An 18059-nucleotide genomic window follows, 5' to 3' on the forward strand; every position below is an offset into this window, starting at 1 on the left:
GAGCGCATCAGCATGCTAAATGCAGTTGACCAAACTTTAGTCAATGATCTAATGGGAGAACCTTGCTTGGCGCAACGTCGGGCTTTGGCGAAGATTATTACCTTGCTGGAATCTACCCGGATGGATCACCGCAAGCGTGCAGATGAGCTGCTCAATACTGTATTGCCCAAAACAGGTAAATCCTTTCGTTTAGGAATTTCTGGGGTTCCCGGTGTTGGTAAATCCACCTTAATTGAAACTCTGGGTTTGTATTTAATTGAGCGAGGCCATCGCGTTGCAGTGCTTGCAATTGACCCGTCATCCAGCTTATCTGGGGGCTCTATCTTGGGTGATAAAACCCGGATGGAGAAATTGTCAGTCTTAGATAAGGCATTTATTCGACCGAGCCCATCATCTTGTACTTTAGGCGGTGTAGCGGAAAAGACGCGTGAATCTATGTTAGTAGCTGAGGCAGCAGGATTTGACATTGTCATTGTTGAAACAGTTGGTGTTGGGCAAAGCGAAATTGCGGTGGCAGGTATGACAGATATGTTTTTGCTGATGCAGTTGCCGAATGCCGGGGATGATCTGCAGGCTATTAAAAAAGGGGTGGTGGAAATTGCCGACCTAATTGTGATCAACAAGGTAGATATTGATCCTGATGCCGCCATGCGTGCTCAATTATTTATTACTAGTTCTTTAAGGCTTTTGGGCTTCCAAGGTAATCCCGATCATGCTTCACACGACCAGGAGTTTTGGCACCCAACGGTGATGACGCTTAGTGCTCTAGAAGGTAATGGCATCCCGGAGCTGTGGGAAAAAATTCTGCATTTTCAAAAACTACAAAACGCTAATGGTCAATTGCAGTTACGCCGTAAAAAACAATCAGGCGCTTGGATGTGGGATCGCATTGATGCGGGACTTAAAAATGCCTTTGAGAATCATCCGGCAGTACAAGCGCTTCTACCTGGATTGAACGCTGAAGTTAATCAAGGCAGCATGGCTGCCTCTGTTGCTGCGAGACGTTTACTCGAAGCAATGGGACATGAATTTTTCTAAGGAATAGCAATGAATGAAATTATTCAACAGCTTGAAGCAAAGCGTGAATTGGCCAGGCTAGGTGGCGGACAAAAACGGATTGCTGCTCAACATGCTAAGGGTAAACTCACGGCACGGGAGCGGATTGAGCTCTTATTAGACGCTGGCAGTTTTGAAGAGTGGGATATGTTTGTAGAGCATCGTTGCCATGATTTTGGCATGGCCGAGCAAACGGTACCGGGCGATGGCGTCGTGACTGGTTACGGCATGATTAACGGCCGTCTGGTTTTTGTGTTCTCCCAAGACTTTACTGTCTTGGGTGGCTCACTCTCAGAAGCGCATGCTGAGAAAATTTGCAAGATTATGGATCAAGCGGTAAAAGTGGGCGCACCCATGATTGGTTTAAATGATTCTGGTGGCGCACGGATTCAAGAGGGTGTAGCCTCTTTGGGCGGCTATGCAGAAATTTTTCAGCGCAATGTCACTGCTTCTGGTGTCATTCCCCAAATTTCTTTAATTATGGGACCATCGGCCGGTGGTGCTGTTTATTCACCTGCTTTGACTGACTTCATCTTTATGGTGAAAGACAGCTCCTATATGTTTGTCACTGGCCCTGAAGTGGTGAAGACGGTGACTCATGAGGATGTAACAGCTGAAGAGCTGGGTGGTGCTGTTACGCACTCAACTATTTCAGGGGTTTGCGATTTAGCCTTTGACAACGACGTAGATGCCATCATGATGCTCCGTCGCTTCTTCAATTATCTCCCTTTATCGAATCGTGAAAAGCCACCGATGATTCATGGGGCGATGCGTACCGAAGAGCCTGATTTCTCTTTAGACACACTGGTCCCTAGCAATCCCAATCAACCCTACGATATGAAAGAGTTGATTAAGAAGGTTGTGGATGACGGTGAGTTCTTCGAACTGCAGCCCGATTACGCAAAAAATATTTTGATTGGCTTTGCTCGTATGGAAGGGCGCTCAATTGGTATTGTTGCGAACCAGCCCTTAGTATTGGCAGGGTGTTTGGATATTAAAGCATCAATCAAGGCAGCCCGTTTTGTGCGCTTTTGCGATGCCTTTAATATTCCTGTGGTGACCTTGGTCGATGTGCCTGGATTTATGCCTGGCACTTCACAAGAGTACGGCGGCATTATTAAACATGGCGCTAAATTACTTTACGCTTATGCTGATTGCACCGTGCCTAAGGTGACATTGATTACCCGCAAAGCCTATGGCGGTGCTTATGATGTCATGGCCTCCAAGCATTTACGTGGTGATGTGAATTTTGCTTGGCCCTCAGCAGAAATTGCCGTAATGGGTCCCAAAGGAGCAGTTGAGATTATCTTTCGCGAAGAGAAAGCCGATCCAGAAAAAATTGCTGCTCGCGAAGCAGAATACAAGGCGAAGTTTGCAAACCCATTTGTTGCTGGTCGTCGAGGCTACATTGATGATGTGATATTGCCTCATGAAACCCGTAAGCGTATCTCCCGCTCTTTGGCGATGCTTAAAGATAAAGAACTCGCAAACCCAGCGCGTAAACATGGCAACATCCCTCTTTAAGGCAGCAATTCAGCATGACTACAAAAATGTTTAAGAAAATATTAATTTCCAATCGTGGTGAGATCGCTTGTCGGGTAATCAAAACAGCCAAGAAGATGGGTATCAAAACGGTTGCCGTCTATTCAGAAGCAGATGCTGAGGCCCTTCATGTGCAGATGGCTGATGAAGCTGTTTGTATTGGACCCGCACCATCTCGTGAATCCTATTTGCTCATAGACAAAATCATTCAGGCCTGCAAAGACACGGGTGCAGAAGCGGTGCATCCGGGCTATGGTTTCTTGTCCGAGAATGAGCAGTTTGCCCGTCGCTGTGAAGAGGAGGGCATTACCTTCATTGGCCCAAAGCATCAATCAATTGCTGCCATGGGCGATAAAATCGCCTCTAAGAAATTGGCATTAGAGGCGAAAGTCAATACCATTCCCGGTTTCAATGAAGCTATTGACACAGCAGAAGATGCTGTCAAGATTGCGCAAGGCATTGGTTACCCTGTAATGATTAAGGCTTCTGCAGGGGGTGGTGGTAAGGGCTTACGGGTGGCCATGAACAACCAAGAGGCTTCTGAAGGTTTTACAGCCTGCCGTACCGAAGCCCTCAATAGCTTTGGCGATGACCGTGTCTTTATAGAAAAGTTTGTAGAGGGCCCCCGCCATATTGAGATTCAGATACTGGGGGACTCACATGGCAACGTGGTCTACCTAGGCGAGCGTGATTGCTCCATACAACGTAGACATCAAAAGGTCATTGAAGAGGCGCCATCGCCATTTATCGATCCTGCAACGCGTAAGGCGATGGGTGAGCAGGCTGTTGCTTTAGCAAAAGCCGTCAACTATCAGTCAGCGGGCACCGTAGAGTTTGTAGTCGGTAAAGATAAATCCTTTTACTTCCTAGAGATGAATACTCGCTTACAAGTAGAGCACCCAGTTACCGAAGGTATTACTGGCCTGGATCTAGTTGAGCAGATGATTCGTGTTGCCGCTGGTGAGAAGCTGACATTTAAACAAGAAGATATCAAGCTGTATGGTTGGTCGATTGAGTGCCGTATTAATGCGGATGATCCATTTCGCAACTTCTTGCCATCAACGGGTCGTTTAGTGAAGTACCGCCCACCAGCAGAGCAAGATAGCGTGCGTGTAGATACCGGCGTCTATGAAGGGGGTGAAATTCCGATTCACTATGACTCCATGATCGCTAAGTTGATCGTGCATGGTAAGGATCGTACTGAGGCCATTGAAAAGATGCGTGCCGCACTCAATGATTTCGTGATTCGCGGCATTCATTCGAATATACCTTTTCAGGCTGCTTTATTGCATCATCCCCGTTTTGTCTCTGGTGATTTCACTACAGGATTTATTGCTGAAGAATATCCAGATGGCTTTAAGAAAGATTCAGTACAGCCTGCTGAGCCAAAACGTTTAGCAGCACTCGCTGCATTTATGCGGTATCGCTATCTTGAACATATTCAGATGATTGATGGTCAATTGGCTGGCCATGAGATGACGATTACAAAGAAATTCATCATCGTTACTGGCGCTCGTGTTGGTTCAAATGACCCAGTTCAAGAAATTCCAGCTCGGGTTGAGCTGAAGGATGGCGTTTATTCTGTCTATATTGAAGAGGAGGGCGATAGTCGTTATGACATCGTCAGTAGTTGGCGTCCAGGCCAGCTTTGCTTGTATGCAACCATCAATCGCAAACATCAGATTACTGCTCAAGTAGAGCGTAAAGGTACTAAATACTTTCTCACAATAGATGGAGCGCATTATGAGTGTATGGTTTTAAGCCCTCTGGGCGCAGTGCTGCAGCGTCGTATGCTAGTAAAAGAGCCACCAGATACCTCAACATTAGTGCTGTCCCCAATGCCCGGACTTTTAACCAATATCTCGGTAAAAGTGGGTGATGCTGTCACTGCTGGACAGAAGCTCGCTGCGATTGAAGCGATGAAGATGGAGAATACTTTGTTAGCAGCTCAGGATGGTGTCGTTGCTGAAATTACTGCCAGGGTAGGCGATAGTCTCGCCGTTGACCAACTCATTATCCGCTTTGAATCCAACTCAAAATAACTTAACCATTAATGAATAAGCCATTCAAAATATTAGGTATTCAGCAAATTGCTATTGGCGGTGAAAGCAAAGAACGCCTTCGCATGCTTTGGGTTGATTTATTGGGTTTTGAATACAAAAGTACTTTTGTGTCTGAGCGTGAAAACGTCGATGAAGACATCTGCTCTATTGGTCGTGGTGTTCATGAGATTGAAATTGATCTGATGCAGCCCTTTGCAATTGAAAGGAAGCCCGCAGTTCACCAGACACCACTGAACCATATCGGCTTATGGGTAGATGATTTACCAAAAGCAGTGACATGGTTGTCTGAGCAAGGTTTGCGTTTTGCACCGGGCGGCATACGCAAAGGCGCTGCTGGTCATGATGTTAACTTTATACACCCTAAGGGCAATGAGGCGTTTCCACTATGTGGTGAAGGCGTCTTGATTGAGTTAGTTCAGGCTCCGCCAGATGTTATTGCAGCCTTTAGTGTATGAGTCTTCAATAAGTCATTCGGAGATCCTTCATTGACCCGTATATTAGCCATTGATACTTCTTCAGCATGGTGTTCAGTTGCTTTATCTTTAAATGATCGAGCTCCATCGACTCGCCACCAAAAAGTATCAGCTGGTGCTAGTCAATTGTTATTACCCTGGGTTGAGGAATTATTATCTGAAACATCTAGTGAACTCACCTCACTCGATGCGATCGCGGTAGGTATTGGGCCTGGCGCTTTCACAGGTGTGCGCTTAGGTATTGCTGTAGTTCAGGGTCTGGCAACCGCCGCCCGGCTTCCCGTGCTTCCTGTCGCCAGTCTAGATGCCATCGCTAGTCAGTTAGTTACTAAACCTAGCTTTATCACCACCGGGTCTCAGTCCTTCGTTATCGCCGTTGATGCACGCATGGGTGAAGTCTATTGGGCTCAATATGGTTTTGCTTTAAATCAATTACCGCAACGGTTGGGCGATATTTATTTAACAACCCCTGAATTAGTCGACCTTCAGAATGTCGACTATCTGGCTGGTAGTGCCATTGTTGAGTTTGGTGATCGACTATTTGCTTCAATTGAAAATCCATTCTCCAGCGGGCAATTAGATCCGGATATTGGCGTAAGTGCTGAAGGCGTTTTAGCCTGCGCACAAACAATGTGGAATAAAGGCTTGCAGCAAGATATTCACTCATTAGAGCCTCTATATATTCGCAATAAAGTCGCCTTTACTTCTGCAGAGCAAAGTCTAAAAAATGTCTAATCACATTGATGGAGTGCATGATGGAAGGCAATCAAACATAGAGGGGGTTTCTGAACTTTCTTTTTTACCAATGAACAGTAGTGATTTAGAGGCTGTCTTGGCCATTGAATCGGTTTCACATCTTCATCCATGGACTCAAGGTAATTTTTCAGACTCATTAGCAGCGGGGCATTGGGCCTATTGTGTGAGGCCGCAATTAGCAGATTCTATCAAAGGCACATATCTGGATCCTGCAATCCTTTGGGCCTATTGCATTTTATTTCCTGCGGTAGATGAGTTACACCTCTTAAATATCACTGTGTCACCTAAATTACGTCGTTTAGGTATTGGTGCAAAGATGATGAATGCAATTGAAGGAGTGGCATCACAGCAACGGATGCCACGCATAATTTTAGAAGTAAGGCCAAGCAATGTATCCGCAATCAAGCTTTATCAAGGCTTAGAGTATGAGCAGATTGGATTACGCAAAAACTATTACCCAGCGGATGCTACTAGTGGCTTACGTGAGGATGCATGGGTTTTTGCTAAATCGATTAAGCTTGAGGGATGAGTACAAATTCTGCCTTCCTGAAAGAGATGGGTATTACCGAGTGGACTTCACGTGATGCCACATTGGAGCCTGCCCAAGCGCTATCTGGAAGCGAGTCGACTAGCTATCCGGAAGTAAATACAGTCACTACAACCGCAGTAGTCACGGAGCCATTAGAAAATGATACCTTTGGCATCTGGTGGTTTTTTGGTAATAAACCGCAAGGTGATGCTGAGTTACTCTTCCAAAATATCATTCGCGTACTGGGTTTGGCTCCACAAGCATGGTCCTGGAAAAATCCTGCTGATAAATTAAATCCAGAACAGTTGCCTCAGGACGGATCACCGATAGTAGCCTTAGCGTTCGGAGGTCTTGCAGCACAGAAGTTATCGGGTGAGCGTGACGGACTGCCAGAGCTGCGTGAAACGATATTGGCTATCAATGCTGATGGGGCGGAAGACTTACCTCTGATTGCCACATTTGAATTAAATCAGTTGATTGCTAGTCCAAAGAATAAGGCATTGTTTTGGCAAGATCTTCTGCTAGCAAAGTCGGTATTACAAAACATCTGATGGCCTAAGCATTAGTGCTTATGTTCACCAATCAAGTGCATTGAATCATATTCAGCTTGGTTTGCAGCGTGGCGTCGAATCACCAGCCACATCACTATGCTCACTAAAATACCAAAGCCGATAATCACTGCTTGAATTGGCGCATCTAGCCAGATCAAGCCAGAGTAGATAGATAACATCATCAACACAGAAATATTCTCATTGAAGTTTTGTACGGCTATAGAGTGCCCTGCAGACATGAGAACGTGACCGCGATGTTGCAGTAATGCATTCATAGGAACTACAAAATATCCAGCCAGCCAACCAACCAACACTAGTAAGAAATAAGCTGGCAATAAATTGAGTGAAATCTCAAGCCGACCAATAGTCCAGAGAGTGGTGCTGGGTAACATATCCGAGTTATATATGGCCATGATGCAGACAACAAGGCCCATTGCAATTCCACAGGGCAGTACTTTGAGTGAGCTTCGGAGTGGGATCCGGCAGGCTGCCCAAATAGCACCTCCAGCGACCCCAACTGCCGAAATGGCTTGAAGAATGGCGCCTTGTGACAAAGTCATGTGCAGCGCCACCTCAGCCCACTTAATAACAATGAATTGCAGGGTAGCTCCGGCCCCCCAGAACAAGGTCGTGACCGCTAATGAAATCTGACCGAGCCGATCGGCCCAGAGTGTTTTAAAGCAAACCGCAAAGTCTTTCACCAGCTCGATCGGGTTGGTCTTTTGAGAGACATAGCGTGCACCCGTATCTGGAATGCGTAAATTAATCAGGGCTGCCAACACGTAAATCATCATAATGATCAAAATCGCGGATTCTGCAGCGGTATCAATGCCAGTATCTAGGATAGGCATATCAAAACCAAGCAAACTCTGAGAAACCGTTTTGCTAATCAATACTCCACCTAGGACGGTGCCGAGGATGATCGAGCCAACGGTTAAGCCCTCAATCCAACCATTGGCAGCCACTAGCTTTTCGGGAGGGAGTAATTCAGTGAGAATGCCGTATTTTGCGGGGGAGTATGCGGCTGCGCCAAGGCCAACAATGGCGTAAGCCAATAAAGGGTGGCTACCAAAGAGCATGACCATGCAGCCAATAAATTTAATCGTATTGGTAATGAACATGACATTACCCTTAGGTCGGGAATCCGCAAAGGCTCCCACAAAGGCTGCCAGCAAGACATAAGACATGACGAAGAATAATTTGAGTAAAGGGGTCATCCAGGCCGGAGCGTCAAGCTGGACCAAGAGGGCAATTGCCGCAATCAGCAATGCATTATCCGCAAGCGACGAAAAAAATTGCGCCGCCATAATGGTATAAAAGCTACGGTTCATTCGTACAATCTAGTCATTGATGTCATTAAAACATGAAAGTAGGGTTGCATATGGGCTCAACAGCTATTCGCTCGATTAATAGACCAATTTTGGCCACTATACACACTGAAGCGTTTCGTCATAATTTAAGCCGTATTCGCGAACTCGCCCCCGCATCCAAAATCTGGTCTGTTGTGAAGGCTAAAGCCTATGGCCATAGCCTCGAGGCTATCCTACAGGGGCTGGAGTCTACTGATGGTTTTGCGGTGCTGGATATTGCAGATGCACAATGGCTAAGAGACCATGCTTGGAATGGACGTATTCTGCTTTTAGAAGGGATCTTTAGTCTTGCAGAGCTCGATTTGGCAGTTCAACTCAAGTGTGACCTAGTTGTGCATTGCGCTCAACAAGTGGAATGGCTTGAGTCCTATCAGCATCATTCCAAACATCAGATTAATCTTTTTTTGAAGCTGAATTCCGGCATGAATCGCTTAGGCTTTAAGCCTGATCTTTATCGCACTGCTTTTCATCGCCTTCATGCTGCTGGTTACCACTTGCATCATATGACCCATTTTGCCAATGCTGATCGAGTGGATCGCTCTCCCTCGGTTGGCGAGCAACTAGAGTGTTTTGAGAAAGCTACTGAAGGTTTAGAGGCGCCTAGCTCTCTAGCGAATTCCGCTGCAATTCTCTGGCATCGGAATGCCCTGGGTGACTGGATTCGCCCTGGAATTATGTTGTATGGCGTTTCGCCCACCGGAGTTCATGCGGATATCGTTCGCTCTGAACTGCAAGCGGTGATGCAACTACGGAGTGAAATTATCGATATTCAGGAATTAAAGAAGGGTGATCACGTAGGATACGGAGGACGTTATCAAGCACCAGAGGATATGCGCATCGGTGTGATTGCTTGTGGCTATGCTGATGGCTATCCACGTCATGCAGAAGATGGCACGCCCGTGTGGGTTGATGCTGCTAAAGCAGGAGGTGAAGGGATAATTTGCCCTCTTGTTGGGCAGGTGTCGATGGATATGTTGACGATCGATTTACGCACAGCTCCTAATGCAAAAATCGGCAGTATCGTGGAGTTATGGGGCGGAGAAGTACCAGTCGATGATGTTGCTCAAATGAGCGGAACGATTGGGTATGAACTGATTTGCGCTTTGGCAAAGCGGGTGCCAGTAATGATCCAGCAGTAATTCAGTTGGGCAGTATGCCGATATCAGGTGCTACCCATCAACCTTAAACCAATATAGTCAATTTATTGATTCCAGAACTGCCACCAACGACGTTCCTTTTGAACGCGTTGACCAGTTACCATCATCTGACTGTCAGGAAAATTGAGCTTGAAGACGCGAGCTGAATCATTGCTTAAATCAACCATTCCCAGCTTTTCATAAGACTTCGTCAATAGATAGAGTGCTTCTTCAACCGCAGGTGCGCGATCATAATCTCGTATCACCAGTTGAGCTCTATTGGCAGAGGCTAAATAAGCACCACGTTGATAGTAGAAGCGAGCCACCAGGATGTCTGCTTCGGCTAAGGAGTTGACAATGTAGCGCATCCGATCCAATGAGTCCGGCGCATATTTGCTATCAGGAAAACGCTCCACAACAACCTTAAAGGATTCAAAGGCCTCTTTAGCCGCTTTGGGGTCACGCTCACTGAGATCCTGCCCTGTGAATTTACCAAGCCAACCCAAGTCATCATTAAAACTAATCAGTCCTTTGAGGTAGTAACCGTAATCTAAATTCGGGCTACCTTGATGCAGTTTAATAAAGCGATCGATAGCGACTTGAGCCTGAGCTTGTTCTTGTGCCTTCCAATAGCAGTACGCCGCATTAATTTGCGCTTGCTGTGAATAGGGTCCAAAAGGGAATCGACCTTCTAATTTATCAAAATATTTTCCGCATTTGGCGTAATCAGCGTCATTGAGTTTCTCGGTAGCCTCTGAATACAGCTTGGTCTCAGACCAAATATCAGTATCGTCCTTTTGACCATCACTACCAGCGCAACCACTAAGCAGGATGCAGGCCGTGCTGGCGCCAATGAATAAAGAGGCGAGGGATTTCCTGGAAGACAACCCAAGAATGGCGGCAAGCCTTAAACTGGCGTCTGTAATCACGTCCGATATAACTAAAAGGCTCTTTAAGCGTGGCATTGCCGCATACTCCCGATTCGAATCCCATTGATTATATCGATGATGAGGATTTTCTAGCATTAGAGGTTCCCCAGGATGTGAGAGGGGAACGTTTGGATAAATTTCTTGGGGGCGCTTTACCCGACTATTCTCGTAACCGGCTCCAAGCTTGGGTTGAGGCTGGCGCCGTCACAGTGGACGGAAAAGTCACGAAAGTACGCTATTTACTCAGGGGCGGCGAGAGTATTAAGGTATTTCCTCAAGAAATGCCCGAGCAGTTTGCTTTTGCACCCGAGAACATCCCCTTGGACGTGGTTTATGAGGATGAGACCATCATTGTCATCAATAAGCCTGCTGGCTTAGTCGTCCATCCTGCCGCCGGTAATTGGACAGGAACATTGCTTAATGGCCTGTTATATCGATATCCAGAGCTAAAGCAGTTGCCAAGAGCGGGGATTGTGCACCGCTTGGATAAAGACACCTCTGGATTAATGGTGGTTGCACGGACCGATATTGCTCAAACCTCACTTGTCAGACAACTTCAAGAGCGTACAGTAGGCCGCCGCTATTTGTCTTGGGTCTGGGGTGAAGTCCCATCTCAGGGCAAGGTATTGGCTAGCGTTGGACGAGATCAGCGGGATCGGTTAAAAATGGCCGCTGGATCATCCCAAGGTAAGCCTGCCGCTACCTTATTTCGTCGCCTCGCCAAGGGGCTGTTTTCCGATAGCCCAGTTGCCTTGTTGGAATGCCGCCTAGAAACCGGGCGCACCCATCAAATTCGGGTCCACTTGGAATCTTTGGGTTTTCCTCTGCTAGGGGATCCTGTATACCGAAAAAGAACCCCCGGCGTTGCCAAATCATTGCCTTTTCAAAGACAAGCCTTACATGCCTTTGCCCTGAGCTTGCAGCATCCAGCCACGCAAGACATCATGACTTGGTTTAGATTGCCTCCTCAAGACTTAATCGACTTATTGCCAATGGTGGGGATGAGTGAGTCAGACCTCCCTTTGGAGTCTGCTCTATTGGCCTCCATTAAAAATGATCAGCGCCATGATTAACGCCATAGAGCAGATCAAACCAAGCTGGGCTGTACCTCAGTCTATCCAGGCTTTTTGTACGACTAGGGCTGGCGGAGTGAGTATGCCGCCATTTGATAGCCTGAATCTTGGACTCAATTCAGGGGATGATCCAGAAATTGTCTTGAAGAATCGGACTATCTTAAGTCGAACTATTCCGTCAGATCCTATTTGGTTGAAACAAGTTCATGGCACTTCAGTGAGCACTCCAGATTCACGAAAATTATCTGCAGCAGGACCATTTGAAGCAGATGCCTCGGTCAGCAATATCCCCAATGAGGTATTGGCTGTTTTGGCCGCAGATTGCATGCCCGTGTTGTTTGCTAGTCATGGCGGGGATGTCATCGGTGCAGCTCATGCAGGCTGGCGGGGTTTAAGTGGCGGTGTTTTAGAAAATACCATCCATGCAATGTGCGCCCTATCTCCTGGTCTGAGTCCACGGGATATTTCAGCCTGGATGGGTCCTGCGATCGGGCCAACCGCCTTTGAGGTTGGTGAAGATGTTTTGCAGGCATTTGCAAGTCAGGGTCAAGCTACTTTAGCGAAAGTATTCATTCCGATTGTTGGAAAAGCGGGTAAGTATCTAGCGAATTTGTACCTTCTTGCCCAAGACCGCTGTAGCTCCTTGGGCATCAAGCATATTGATGGCGGAGAGTTTTGCACTTTCTCTGATCAAGAGCGTTTTTTCTCATACCGGCGAGATCAAAAAACAGGGCGTTTTGCCACTTTGATTTGGATCTCTCCAAGTACCTGATCTCTAGTCTATTGACCGGGTTAGCACAAGGGCTAGGGTTAGTGCGTATAACCCTAGCAGCCTGATAGATGGAGAATGAGTCTAATAACTACTCGAGATCATTATGCTTTCAGGTATGAATACCGGTGTCACACCATCTTTAGCTCCGCAACACATGGCATTAATCCCCCCGGAGCGGTTGTCAGAAATTCAAAAAGACTATTTCACTGAAATGGCGCATCTGGTAACCAATCCTAATGAGATTGAAGTGAAAGATCGGCGCTTCTCTGGGAAGGCCTGGCACTCTTCTTGGAGCAAGATGATTGCTGCAACCTATTTACTCAATTCCAAACATTTGCTTTTATTGGCCAAAGCAGTAGAAACCGATGAAAAGACGAAGGTCAAAATTCTGTTTACGACAGAGCAAATGATAGATGCGCTATCACCCTCCAACTTCATCGCTACCAACCCAGAAGTGCTTGAAAATATTATTAGCTCTCAGGGTCAATCCATTCAAAATGGGATAGTGAACTTACTGGGCGATTTAAAAAAAGGGAAGGTTTCTCAAACGGATGAAAGTGCTTTCGAAGTGGGTAAAAATATTGCCACCACTGAAGGTCAAGTAGTCTTTCGCAATTCTCTCTTTGAGTTAATTCAATATAAACCCCTGACTGATGAGGTCTATGAGCGTCCATACTTGATGGTCCCACCATGTATTAATAAGTACTACATCTTAGATTTACAACCTGATAATTCCATCGTTCGGTATATGGTGGAGCAGGGCCATACCGTGTTCTTAGTCTCTTGGAAAAACCCAGATGCTGCAATGACTAAAGTAACATGGGATGACTATGTGGGCGAGGGCGTTATCAAAGCTATTGAGGTAGCTAAAGATATTGGTGGAACTGAACAAATCAATTTACTAGGTTTTTGTGTGGGCGGTACCTTAACCTCTACTGCATTGGCAGTATTGGCGGCGCGTAAGAAAGATCATGTTGCCAGCCTGACCTTACTCACCACACTCTTAGACTTTAGTGATAGCGGTATTTTGGATGTCTTTATTGATGAAAACATGGTTCAGTTGCGTGAGAGCACCATTGGCGGCGAGGGCGGCAAATACGGAATGATGTCTGGTCTAGATTTGGGCAATACATTTTCTTTCTTGCGCCCAAATGATTTGGTCTGGAACTATGTGGTTGAGAATTATCTGAAGGGAAATTCGCCACCACCGTTTGATCTCTTGTATTGGAATGGTGATTCAACTAATCTCCCTGGCCCAATGTATTGCTGGTATCTACGCCATACCTATTTGCAAAATGAACTCATTAAACCAGGCAAGCTGACCGTTTGTGGTGAGAAAGTCGATCTTGGCAAGATTACTGTTCCAGCGTATATATATGCCTCCCATGATGACCACATTGTTCCCTGGAAATCTGCCTATGAATCCACTCAGATTCTCAAAGGGAAGTGCCGATTTGTTTTAGGCGCCTCCGGCCATATTGCGGGTGTGATTAATCCACCGGCAAAAAATAAGCGTCACTATTTTGAAAATAACGCGCTGGCAAAAACTGCAGACGCGTGGTTGGCTGAAGCTAAGGATATCAAAGGTAGTTGGTGGCCTAACTATGCTCAGTGGTTAGTACCATTTGGTGGCAAGAAAGTGAAAGCGAGCAAAATATTTGGAAATGCAAAATACAAAAAACTAGAAGCGGCGCCTGGTAAGTATGTAAAAGAAAAAATAAACGCAGCTGCTCAATAAGATTTTTACAAGGAGAACTATATGTCTCAAAAGATTGCATATGTAACTGGTGGTATGGGTGGCATTGGTACCGCTATTTGTCAGCGGCTCGCTAAGGATGGTTTCAAAGTTATTGCGGGGTGTGGTCCGAACTCTCCACGTAAAGATCGCTGGATTGGTGAACAAAAAGCTCTAGGTTTCGACTTCATCGCTTCCGAGGGGAATGTGTCTGATTGGGATAGTACGGTGACTGCATTTGAAAAAGTGAAAACCGAAGTGGGTCGGGTTGATGTGCTCGTAAACAATGCTGGCATTACCAAAGACAGCGTGTTCCGAAAAATGACGCCGGAAGCCTGGAAGGCGGTGATTGATACCAATCTCAACTCTTTATTTAATGTGACTAAGCAGGTTGTCGATGGCATGGCTGATAACGGCTGGGGGCGCATTATCAATATTTCTTCAGTGAATGGTCAAAAAGGCCAGTTTGGTCAATCCAATTACTCCACTGCAAAAGCAGGCTTGCACGGCTTTACGATGGCCTTGTCTCAAGAATTGGCTTCTAAAGGAGTCACGGTCAATACCGTATCCCCTGGTTACATTGGCACTGACATGGTGAAAGCGATTCGTGAAGATGTACTCGAGAAGATTGTTGCTGGAATTCCAGTCAAGCGCCTCGGTACCCCGGAAGAAATTGCCTCCATTTGTTGCTGGATTGCCTCTGAGGATGGTGGTTATGCTACCGGGGCGGATTTTTCCTTAAATGGTGGTCTGCATACGGGCTAAATCGCCTAAATACTTCTATTTTTAGTGTTATGTCCATCGGCATGTTTACCTTTAGATCAAACTAGAGATAAACTATGTCGATGTTGCAGTGCGGTATTGAATTTAGGAAAATTACATGGCTACACGTTCCAAGAAATCCGGCGATAGCCGCTTGATTAAGAAGTATCCGAATCGTCGTTTATATGACACCCAAACTAGTGCTTATGTGACCCTAGCCGATATCAAAAATTTAGTGATGGCTGGCGATGCATTTAGTGTTGTCGATGCAAAAACTGAAGATGATCTCACGCGTAATATTTTGTTGCAAATCATCTTGGAAGAAGAGGCTGGAGGTGCTCCAGTGTTTTCAAGCCAGATGCTCTCCCAGATTATTCGCTTCTATGGAAACTCCATGCAGGGTCTGATGGGTAGTTATTTAGAAAAGACCATGCAATCTTTTGTTGATATCCATAACAAACTTGGAGATCACACTCAAGGCATGGGTACTGGCAGTACTCCAGAAGCCTGGTCCAAAATGCTTAACCTTCAAAACCCAATGATGCAGGGTTTGATGGGAAACTATATGGAGCAAAGTAAAGATTTGTTTGTGAAGATGCAAGAGCAAATCCAAAATTCCCCAACTATATTTAGTGGCTTCCCATTTCCGGCGCAAGCCAATAAGACAGAAAAAGAATAGTTGTGGCCGGAAAAGTAGGTTTTGTTTCCTTAGGCTGCCCTAAGGCATTAGTAGATTCCGAGTTGATTCTGACGCAGTTAAGTGCTGAAGGATACGAGACAGCCAAGGATTATGCTGGGGCTGATCTGGTTGTCGTGAATACTTGCGGCTTTATTGATTCCGCTGTTGAGGAAAGTCTAGCCGCGATCGGTGAAGCCCTCTCGGCTAATGGCAAGGTCATTGTGACGGGCTGTCTTGGCGCTCGTAAAAATGCCGATGGTAGCGATCTTATTCAGAGTATCCACCCTAAGGTCCTCGCTGTGACTGGCCCACATGCGACTGAAGAAGTCATGCAGGCTATCCATCTCCACTTGCCTAAACCGCATGACCCCTTCACGGATTTATTGCCGCCCATTGGTGTCAAGCTCACTCCGAAGCACTATGCCTATTTAAAGATATCTGAAGGTTGCAATCATCGATGCACGTTCTGCATCATCCCGAGTATGCGGGGTGATCTAGTCTCTCGACCCATTGGAGAAGTTCTTTTAGAAGCCAAGCGATTATTTGAGTCGGGAGTTAAAGAGTTGCTGGTGGTTTCACAAGATACGAGTGCGTATGGTGTTGATATTCAATATCGCACTGGATTTTGGGATGGTAAGCCTGTAAAGACGCGTATGTTTGATTTAGTAAATGCCTTGAATCAAATAGCCAGAGAGCATCAAGCGTGGGTTCGCCTCCATTATGTTTATCCCTATCCCCATGTAGATGACATCTTGCCACTGATGGCGGAATTCTCTGAGCATGGATACGGGGTGTTACCTTATTTAGATATCCCTTTGCAGCATGCACATCCTGATGTTCTTAAGCGGATGAAACGTCCTGCTAGTGGTGAAAAGAATTTAGAGCGTATTCAGGCCTGGCGTGCAGCATGCCCGGACTTAGTGATTCGCAGCACCTTTATTGCCGGCTTCCCTGGCGAGACTGAAGCAGAATTTCAATACCTGCTGGATTTCCTGGATGAGGCGCATATTGATCGTGCTGGCTGTTTCGCATACTCTCCAGTGGACGGTGCAACTGCTAATGCCTTAGATAACCCGGTTCCAGAAACAATTCGAGAAGAACGACGGGCTCGTTTTATGGCGAAGGCTGAAGCTATTTCGATCAAGCGACTGTCAAGCAAGGTAGGGAAACGCATTCAGGTTCTGATTGATAGGGTGGATGAATCTGGTGGAATTGGAAGAACTGCGGGCGATGCCCCTGAAATTGATGGTTTAGTGCGGGTTTTACCCGCAAGTAAGCCGTCCAAGCGATATCGCGCCGGCGAAATCATTAAGGTTACGGTCATAAGCGCCCAAGGGCATGACCTTATTGCAGAAACCTGACTTTTTGAATGAAAATGGAATTTATGCTCGATGTTTGGGTTTATTAATTTGCCTCATCAGGCATTGCTAAGGAGATGGATATGATTCGTGACGTCGTCGTATTAAGTGCTGTACGTTCAGCAATTGGTGGCTTTGGTGGCTCTCTCAGTAGCCTTGAGCCTAGTGAGCTCGGCGGTATTGTGATGAAAGAAGCGGTTGCCCGCTCTGGGGTAGATCCTGCACTCATTAATTACGTTACGGTAGGTAACACCATTCCTACGGATAACCGTTACGCTTATGTTGCTCGCGTAGCTTCTATTCAAGCTGGCCTGCCAATGGAGTCAGTGGCGATGGCATTGAACCGCTTATGCAGCTCTGGTCTTCAAGCCATCGTTACAACCGCACAAGCCATCATGTTGGGCGATTGTGATTATGGCGTTGGTGGCGGTGTTGAAGTCATGTCACGTGGCATGTATGGCTCACCAGCCATGCGCAGTGGCGCTCGTATGGGCGATACCAAAATGATTGACCTGATGGTTTCAGTTTTAACTGATCCATTTGGTGTTGGTCACATGGGTGTGACTGCTGAGAACTTGGTTGAAAAATGGAAGCTGACACGTGAAGAGCAAGACGCTTTTGCAGTGGAGTCACATCGTCGTGCAGCCCACGCAATTAAAGAAGGCCGTTTTAAGTCGCAAATCGTCCCTATTACCATCAAATCTCGCAAAGGTGATGTCGTATTCGATACAGATGAGCATTGCAAGCCTGAAACTACCATGGAAACTTTAGGGAAGATGAAGGCCGTCTTCAAAAAAGAGGGTGGTAGTGTGACTGCAGGTAATTCTTCAGGCATTAATGATGGCGCTGCATTCTTTGTATTGGCAGAAGCAGAAGCCGCTAAGAAAGCAGGGCATAAGCCGATTGCACGCTTAGTGTCTTATGCGATTGCTGGCGTACCGAATCACATCATGGGTGAAGGTCCTATTCCGGCGACGAAGATTGCCTTAGAGCGTGCTGGTCTTAAATTAGATCAAATCGATGTCATTGAATCGAATGAAGCGTTTGCTGCTCAAGCATTGGCAGTAACCAAAGGTTTAGGTTTAGATCCAGCGAAGACCAATGTGAACGGTGGTGCTATTGCTTTGGGCCATCCAATTGGTTGCTCTGGTGCAGCTATTGCTACTAAGGCGATTCATGAGCTACATCGGGTTCAGGGTAAATATGCTTTGGTTACCATGTGTATTGGAGGCGGGCAAGGTATCGCTACTATTTTCGAGCGTCTATAAGAGGCGT

17 protein-coding genes are annotated in these 18059 nt (G+C 46.3%); 15 read left to right on the forward strand and 2 right to left on the reverse strand.

Annotated features, from left to right (window positions below):
* The first annotated feature begins 12 nt into the window (after positions 1–12).
* The 7 genes from meaB to ICN15_RS08215 are packed head-to-tail and all read left to right on the forward strand — an operon-like array spanning position 13 to position 6970.
* Positions 13–1038 (forward strand): methylmalonyl Co-A mutase-associated GTPase MeaB, encoded by a 1026-nt coding sequence (gene meaB, locus ICN15_RS08185; RefSeq protein WP_216202217.1) that lies wholly within the window; start codon positions 13–15, stop codon positions 1036–1038.
* A 9-nt stretch (positions 1039–1047) separates the two neighbouring features.
* Positions 1048–2580, forward strand: a complete 1533-nt coding sequence (locus ICN15_RS08190; protein ID WP_216202218.1) for an acyl-CoA carboxylase subunit beta — start codon at positions 1048–1050, stop codon at positions 2578–2580.
* 26 nt (positions 2581–2606) lie between these two features.
* Entirely contained in the window at positions 2607–4640 is a 2034-nt protein-coding gene (gene accC / locus ICN15_RS08195; protein ID WP_216202387.1) for an acetyl-CoA carboxylase biotin carboxylase subunit, read from the forward strand.
* Between the two features lie 11 nt (positions 4641–4651).
* The gene (locus ICN15_RS08200; RefSeq protein WP_216202219.1) at positions 4652–5116 is read left to right on the forward strand and encodes a VOC family protein; all 465 of its coding nucleotides are present in this window, start codon (positions 4652–4654) and stop codon (positions 5114–5116) included.
* A gap of 30 nt (positions 5117–5146) precedes the next feature.
* Entirely contained in the window at positions 5147–5869 is a 723-nt protein-coding gene (tsaB, locus tag ICN15_RS08205; RefSeq protein WP_216202220.1) for a tRNA (adenosine(37)-N6)-threonylcarbamoyltransferase complex dimerization subunit type 1 TsaB, read from the forward strand.
* Complete coding sequence (locus tag ICN15_RS08210; protein ID WP_216202221.1) at positions 5862–6419, forward strand: GNAT family N-acetyltransferase; 558 nt, start codon at positions 5862–5864, stop codon at positions 6417–6419. The genes tsaB and ICN15_RS08210 overlap by 8 nt, the downstream gene beginning before the upstream one ends.
* Positions 6416–6970 (forward strand): hypothetical protein, encoded by a 555-nt coding sequence (locus ICN15_RS08215; RefSeq protein WP_216202222.1) that lies wholly within the window; start codon positions 6416–6418, stop codon positions 6968–6970. Before ICN15_RS08210 ends, ICN15_RS08215 begins: the two co-directional genes overlap by 4 nt.
* Positions 6971–6981: 11 nt before the next feature.
* Here the strand turns inward: ICN15_RS08215 and lplT are convergent, their stop codons facing one another.
* Positions 6982–8301, reverse strand: a complete 1320-nt coding sequence (gene lplT, locus ICN15_RS08220; RefSeq protein WP_216202223.1) for a lysophospholipid transporter LplT — start codon at positions 8299–8301, stop codon at positions 6982–6984.
* A 74-nt stretch (positions 8302–8375) separates the two neighbouring features.
* Between lplT and alr the strand changes: the two genes are divergently transcribed.
* Positions 8376–9479, forward strand: a complete 1104-nt coding sequence (gene alr / locus ICN15_RS08225) for an alanine racemase (protein WP_216202388.1) — start codon at positions 8376–8378, stop codon at positions 9477–9479.
* 62 nt (positions 9480–9541) lie between these two features.
* Here alr and ICN15_RS08230 read toward each other — a convergent pair whose 3' ends face one another.
* Positions 9542–10441 carry an outer membrane protein assembly factor BamD gene (locus tag ICN15_RS08230; protein ID WP_216862824.1) on the reverse strand — a complete coding sequence of 300 codons (900 nt, stop codon included), beginning with the start codon at positions 10439–10441 and terminating at the stop codon, positions 9542–9544.
* On the opposite strand from ICN15_RS08230, the gene ICN15_RS08235 reads away from it, so the two are divergent.
* From ICN15_RS08235 to ICN15_RS08265, 7 genes are all read left to right on the forward strand, one after another.
* Positions 10435–11478: an RluA family pseudouridine synthase gene (locus ICN15_RS08235; RefSeq protein WP_216202224.1), complete on the forward strand. Its 1044-nt coding sequence runs from the start codon at positions 10435–10437 to the stop codon at positions 11476–11478. The two genes, ICN15_RS08230 and ICN15_RS08235, sit on opposite strands and share 7 nt — an antisense overlap.
* The gene (pgeF, locus tag ICN15_RS08240; RefSeq protein WP_216862825.1) at positions 11471–12250 is read left to right on the forward strand and encodes a peptidoglycan editing factor PgeF; all 780 of its coding nucleotides are present in this window, start codon (positions 11471–11473) and stop codon (positions 12248–12250) included. The genes ICN15_RS08235 and pgeF overlap by 8 nt, the downstream gene beginning before the upstream one ends.
* 103 nt (positions 12251–12353) lie before the next feature.
* Positions 12354–13988, forward strand: coding sequence for a class I poly(R)-hydroxyalkanoic acid synthase (gene phaC, locus ICN15_RS08245; protein WP_216202225.1), 1635 nt, complete (start codon positions 12354–12356; stop codon positions 13986–13988).
* A 21-nt stretch (positions 13989–14009) separates the two neighbouring features.
* Complete coding sequence (locus tag ICN15_RS08250) at positions 14010–14750, forward strand: 3-ketoacyl-ACP reductase (RefSeq protein ID WP_216202226.1); 741 nt, start codon at positions 14010–14012, stop codon at positions 14748–14750.
* 115 nt (positions 14751–14865) lie between these two features.
* Positions 14866–15426, forward strand: a complete 561-nt coding sequence (phaR, locus tag ICN15_RS08255) for a polyhydroxyalkanoate synthesis repressor PhaR (RefSeq protein ID WP_216202227.1) — start codon at positions 14866–14868, stop codon at positions 15424–15426.
* A 2-nt stretch (positions 15427–15428) separates the two neighbouring features.
* Positions 15429–16787 carry a 30S ribosomal protein S12 methylthiotransferase RimO gene (rimO, locus tag ICN15_RS08260; RefSeq protein ID WP_216202228.1) on the forward strand — a complete coding sequence of 453 codons (1359 nt, stop codon included), beginning with the start codon at positions 15429–15431 and terminating at the stop codon, positions 16785–16787.
* Between the two features lie 80 nt (positions 16788–16867).
* Positions 16868–18052: an acetyl-CoA C-acyltransferase family protein gene (locus ICN15_RS08265; protein ID WP_216202229.1), complete on the forward strand. Its 1185-nt coding sequence runs from the start codon at positions 16868–16870 to the stop codon at positions 18050–18052.
* Positions 18053–18059 lie beyond the last annotated feature (7 nt).

This window comes from Polynucleobacter sp. CS-Odin-A6 (assembly GCF_018882095.1).
Lineage (GTDB): Bacteria > Pseudomonadota > Gammaproteobacteria > Burkholderiales > Burkholderiaceae > Polynucleobacter.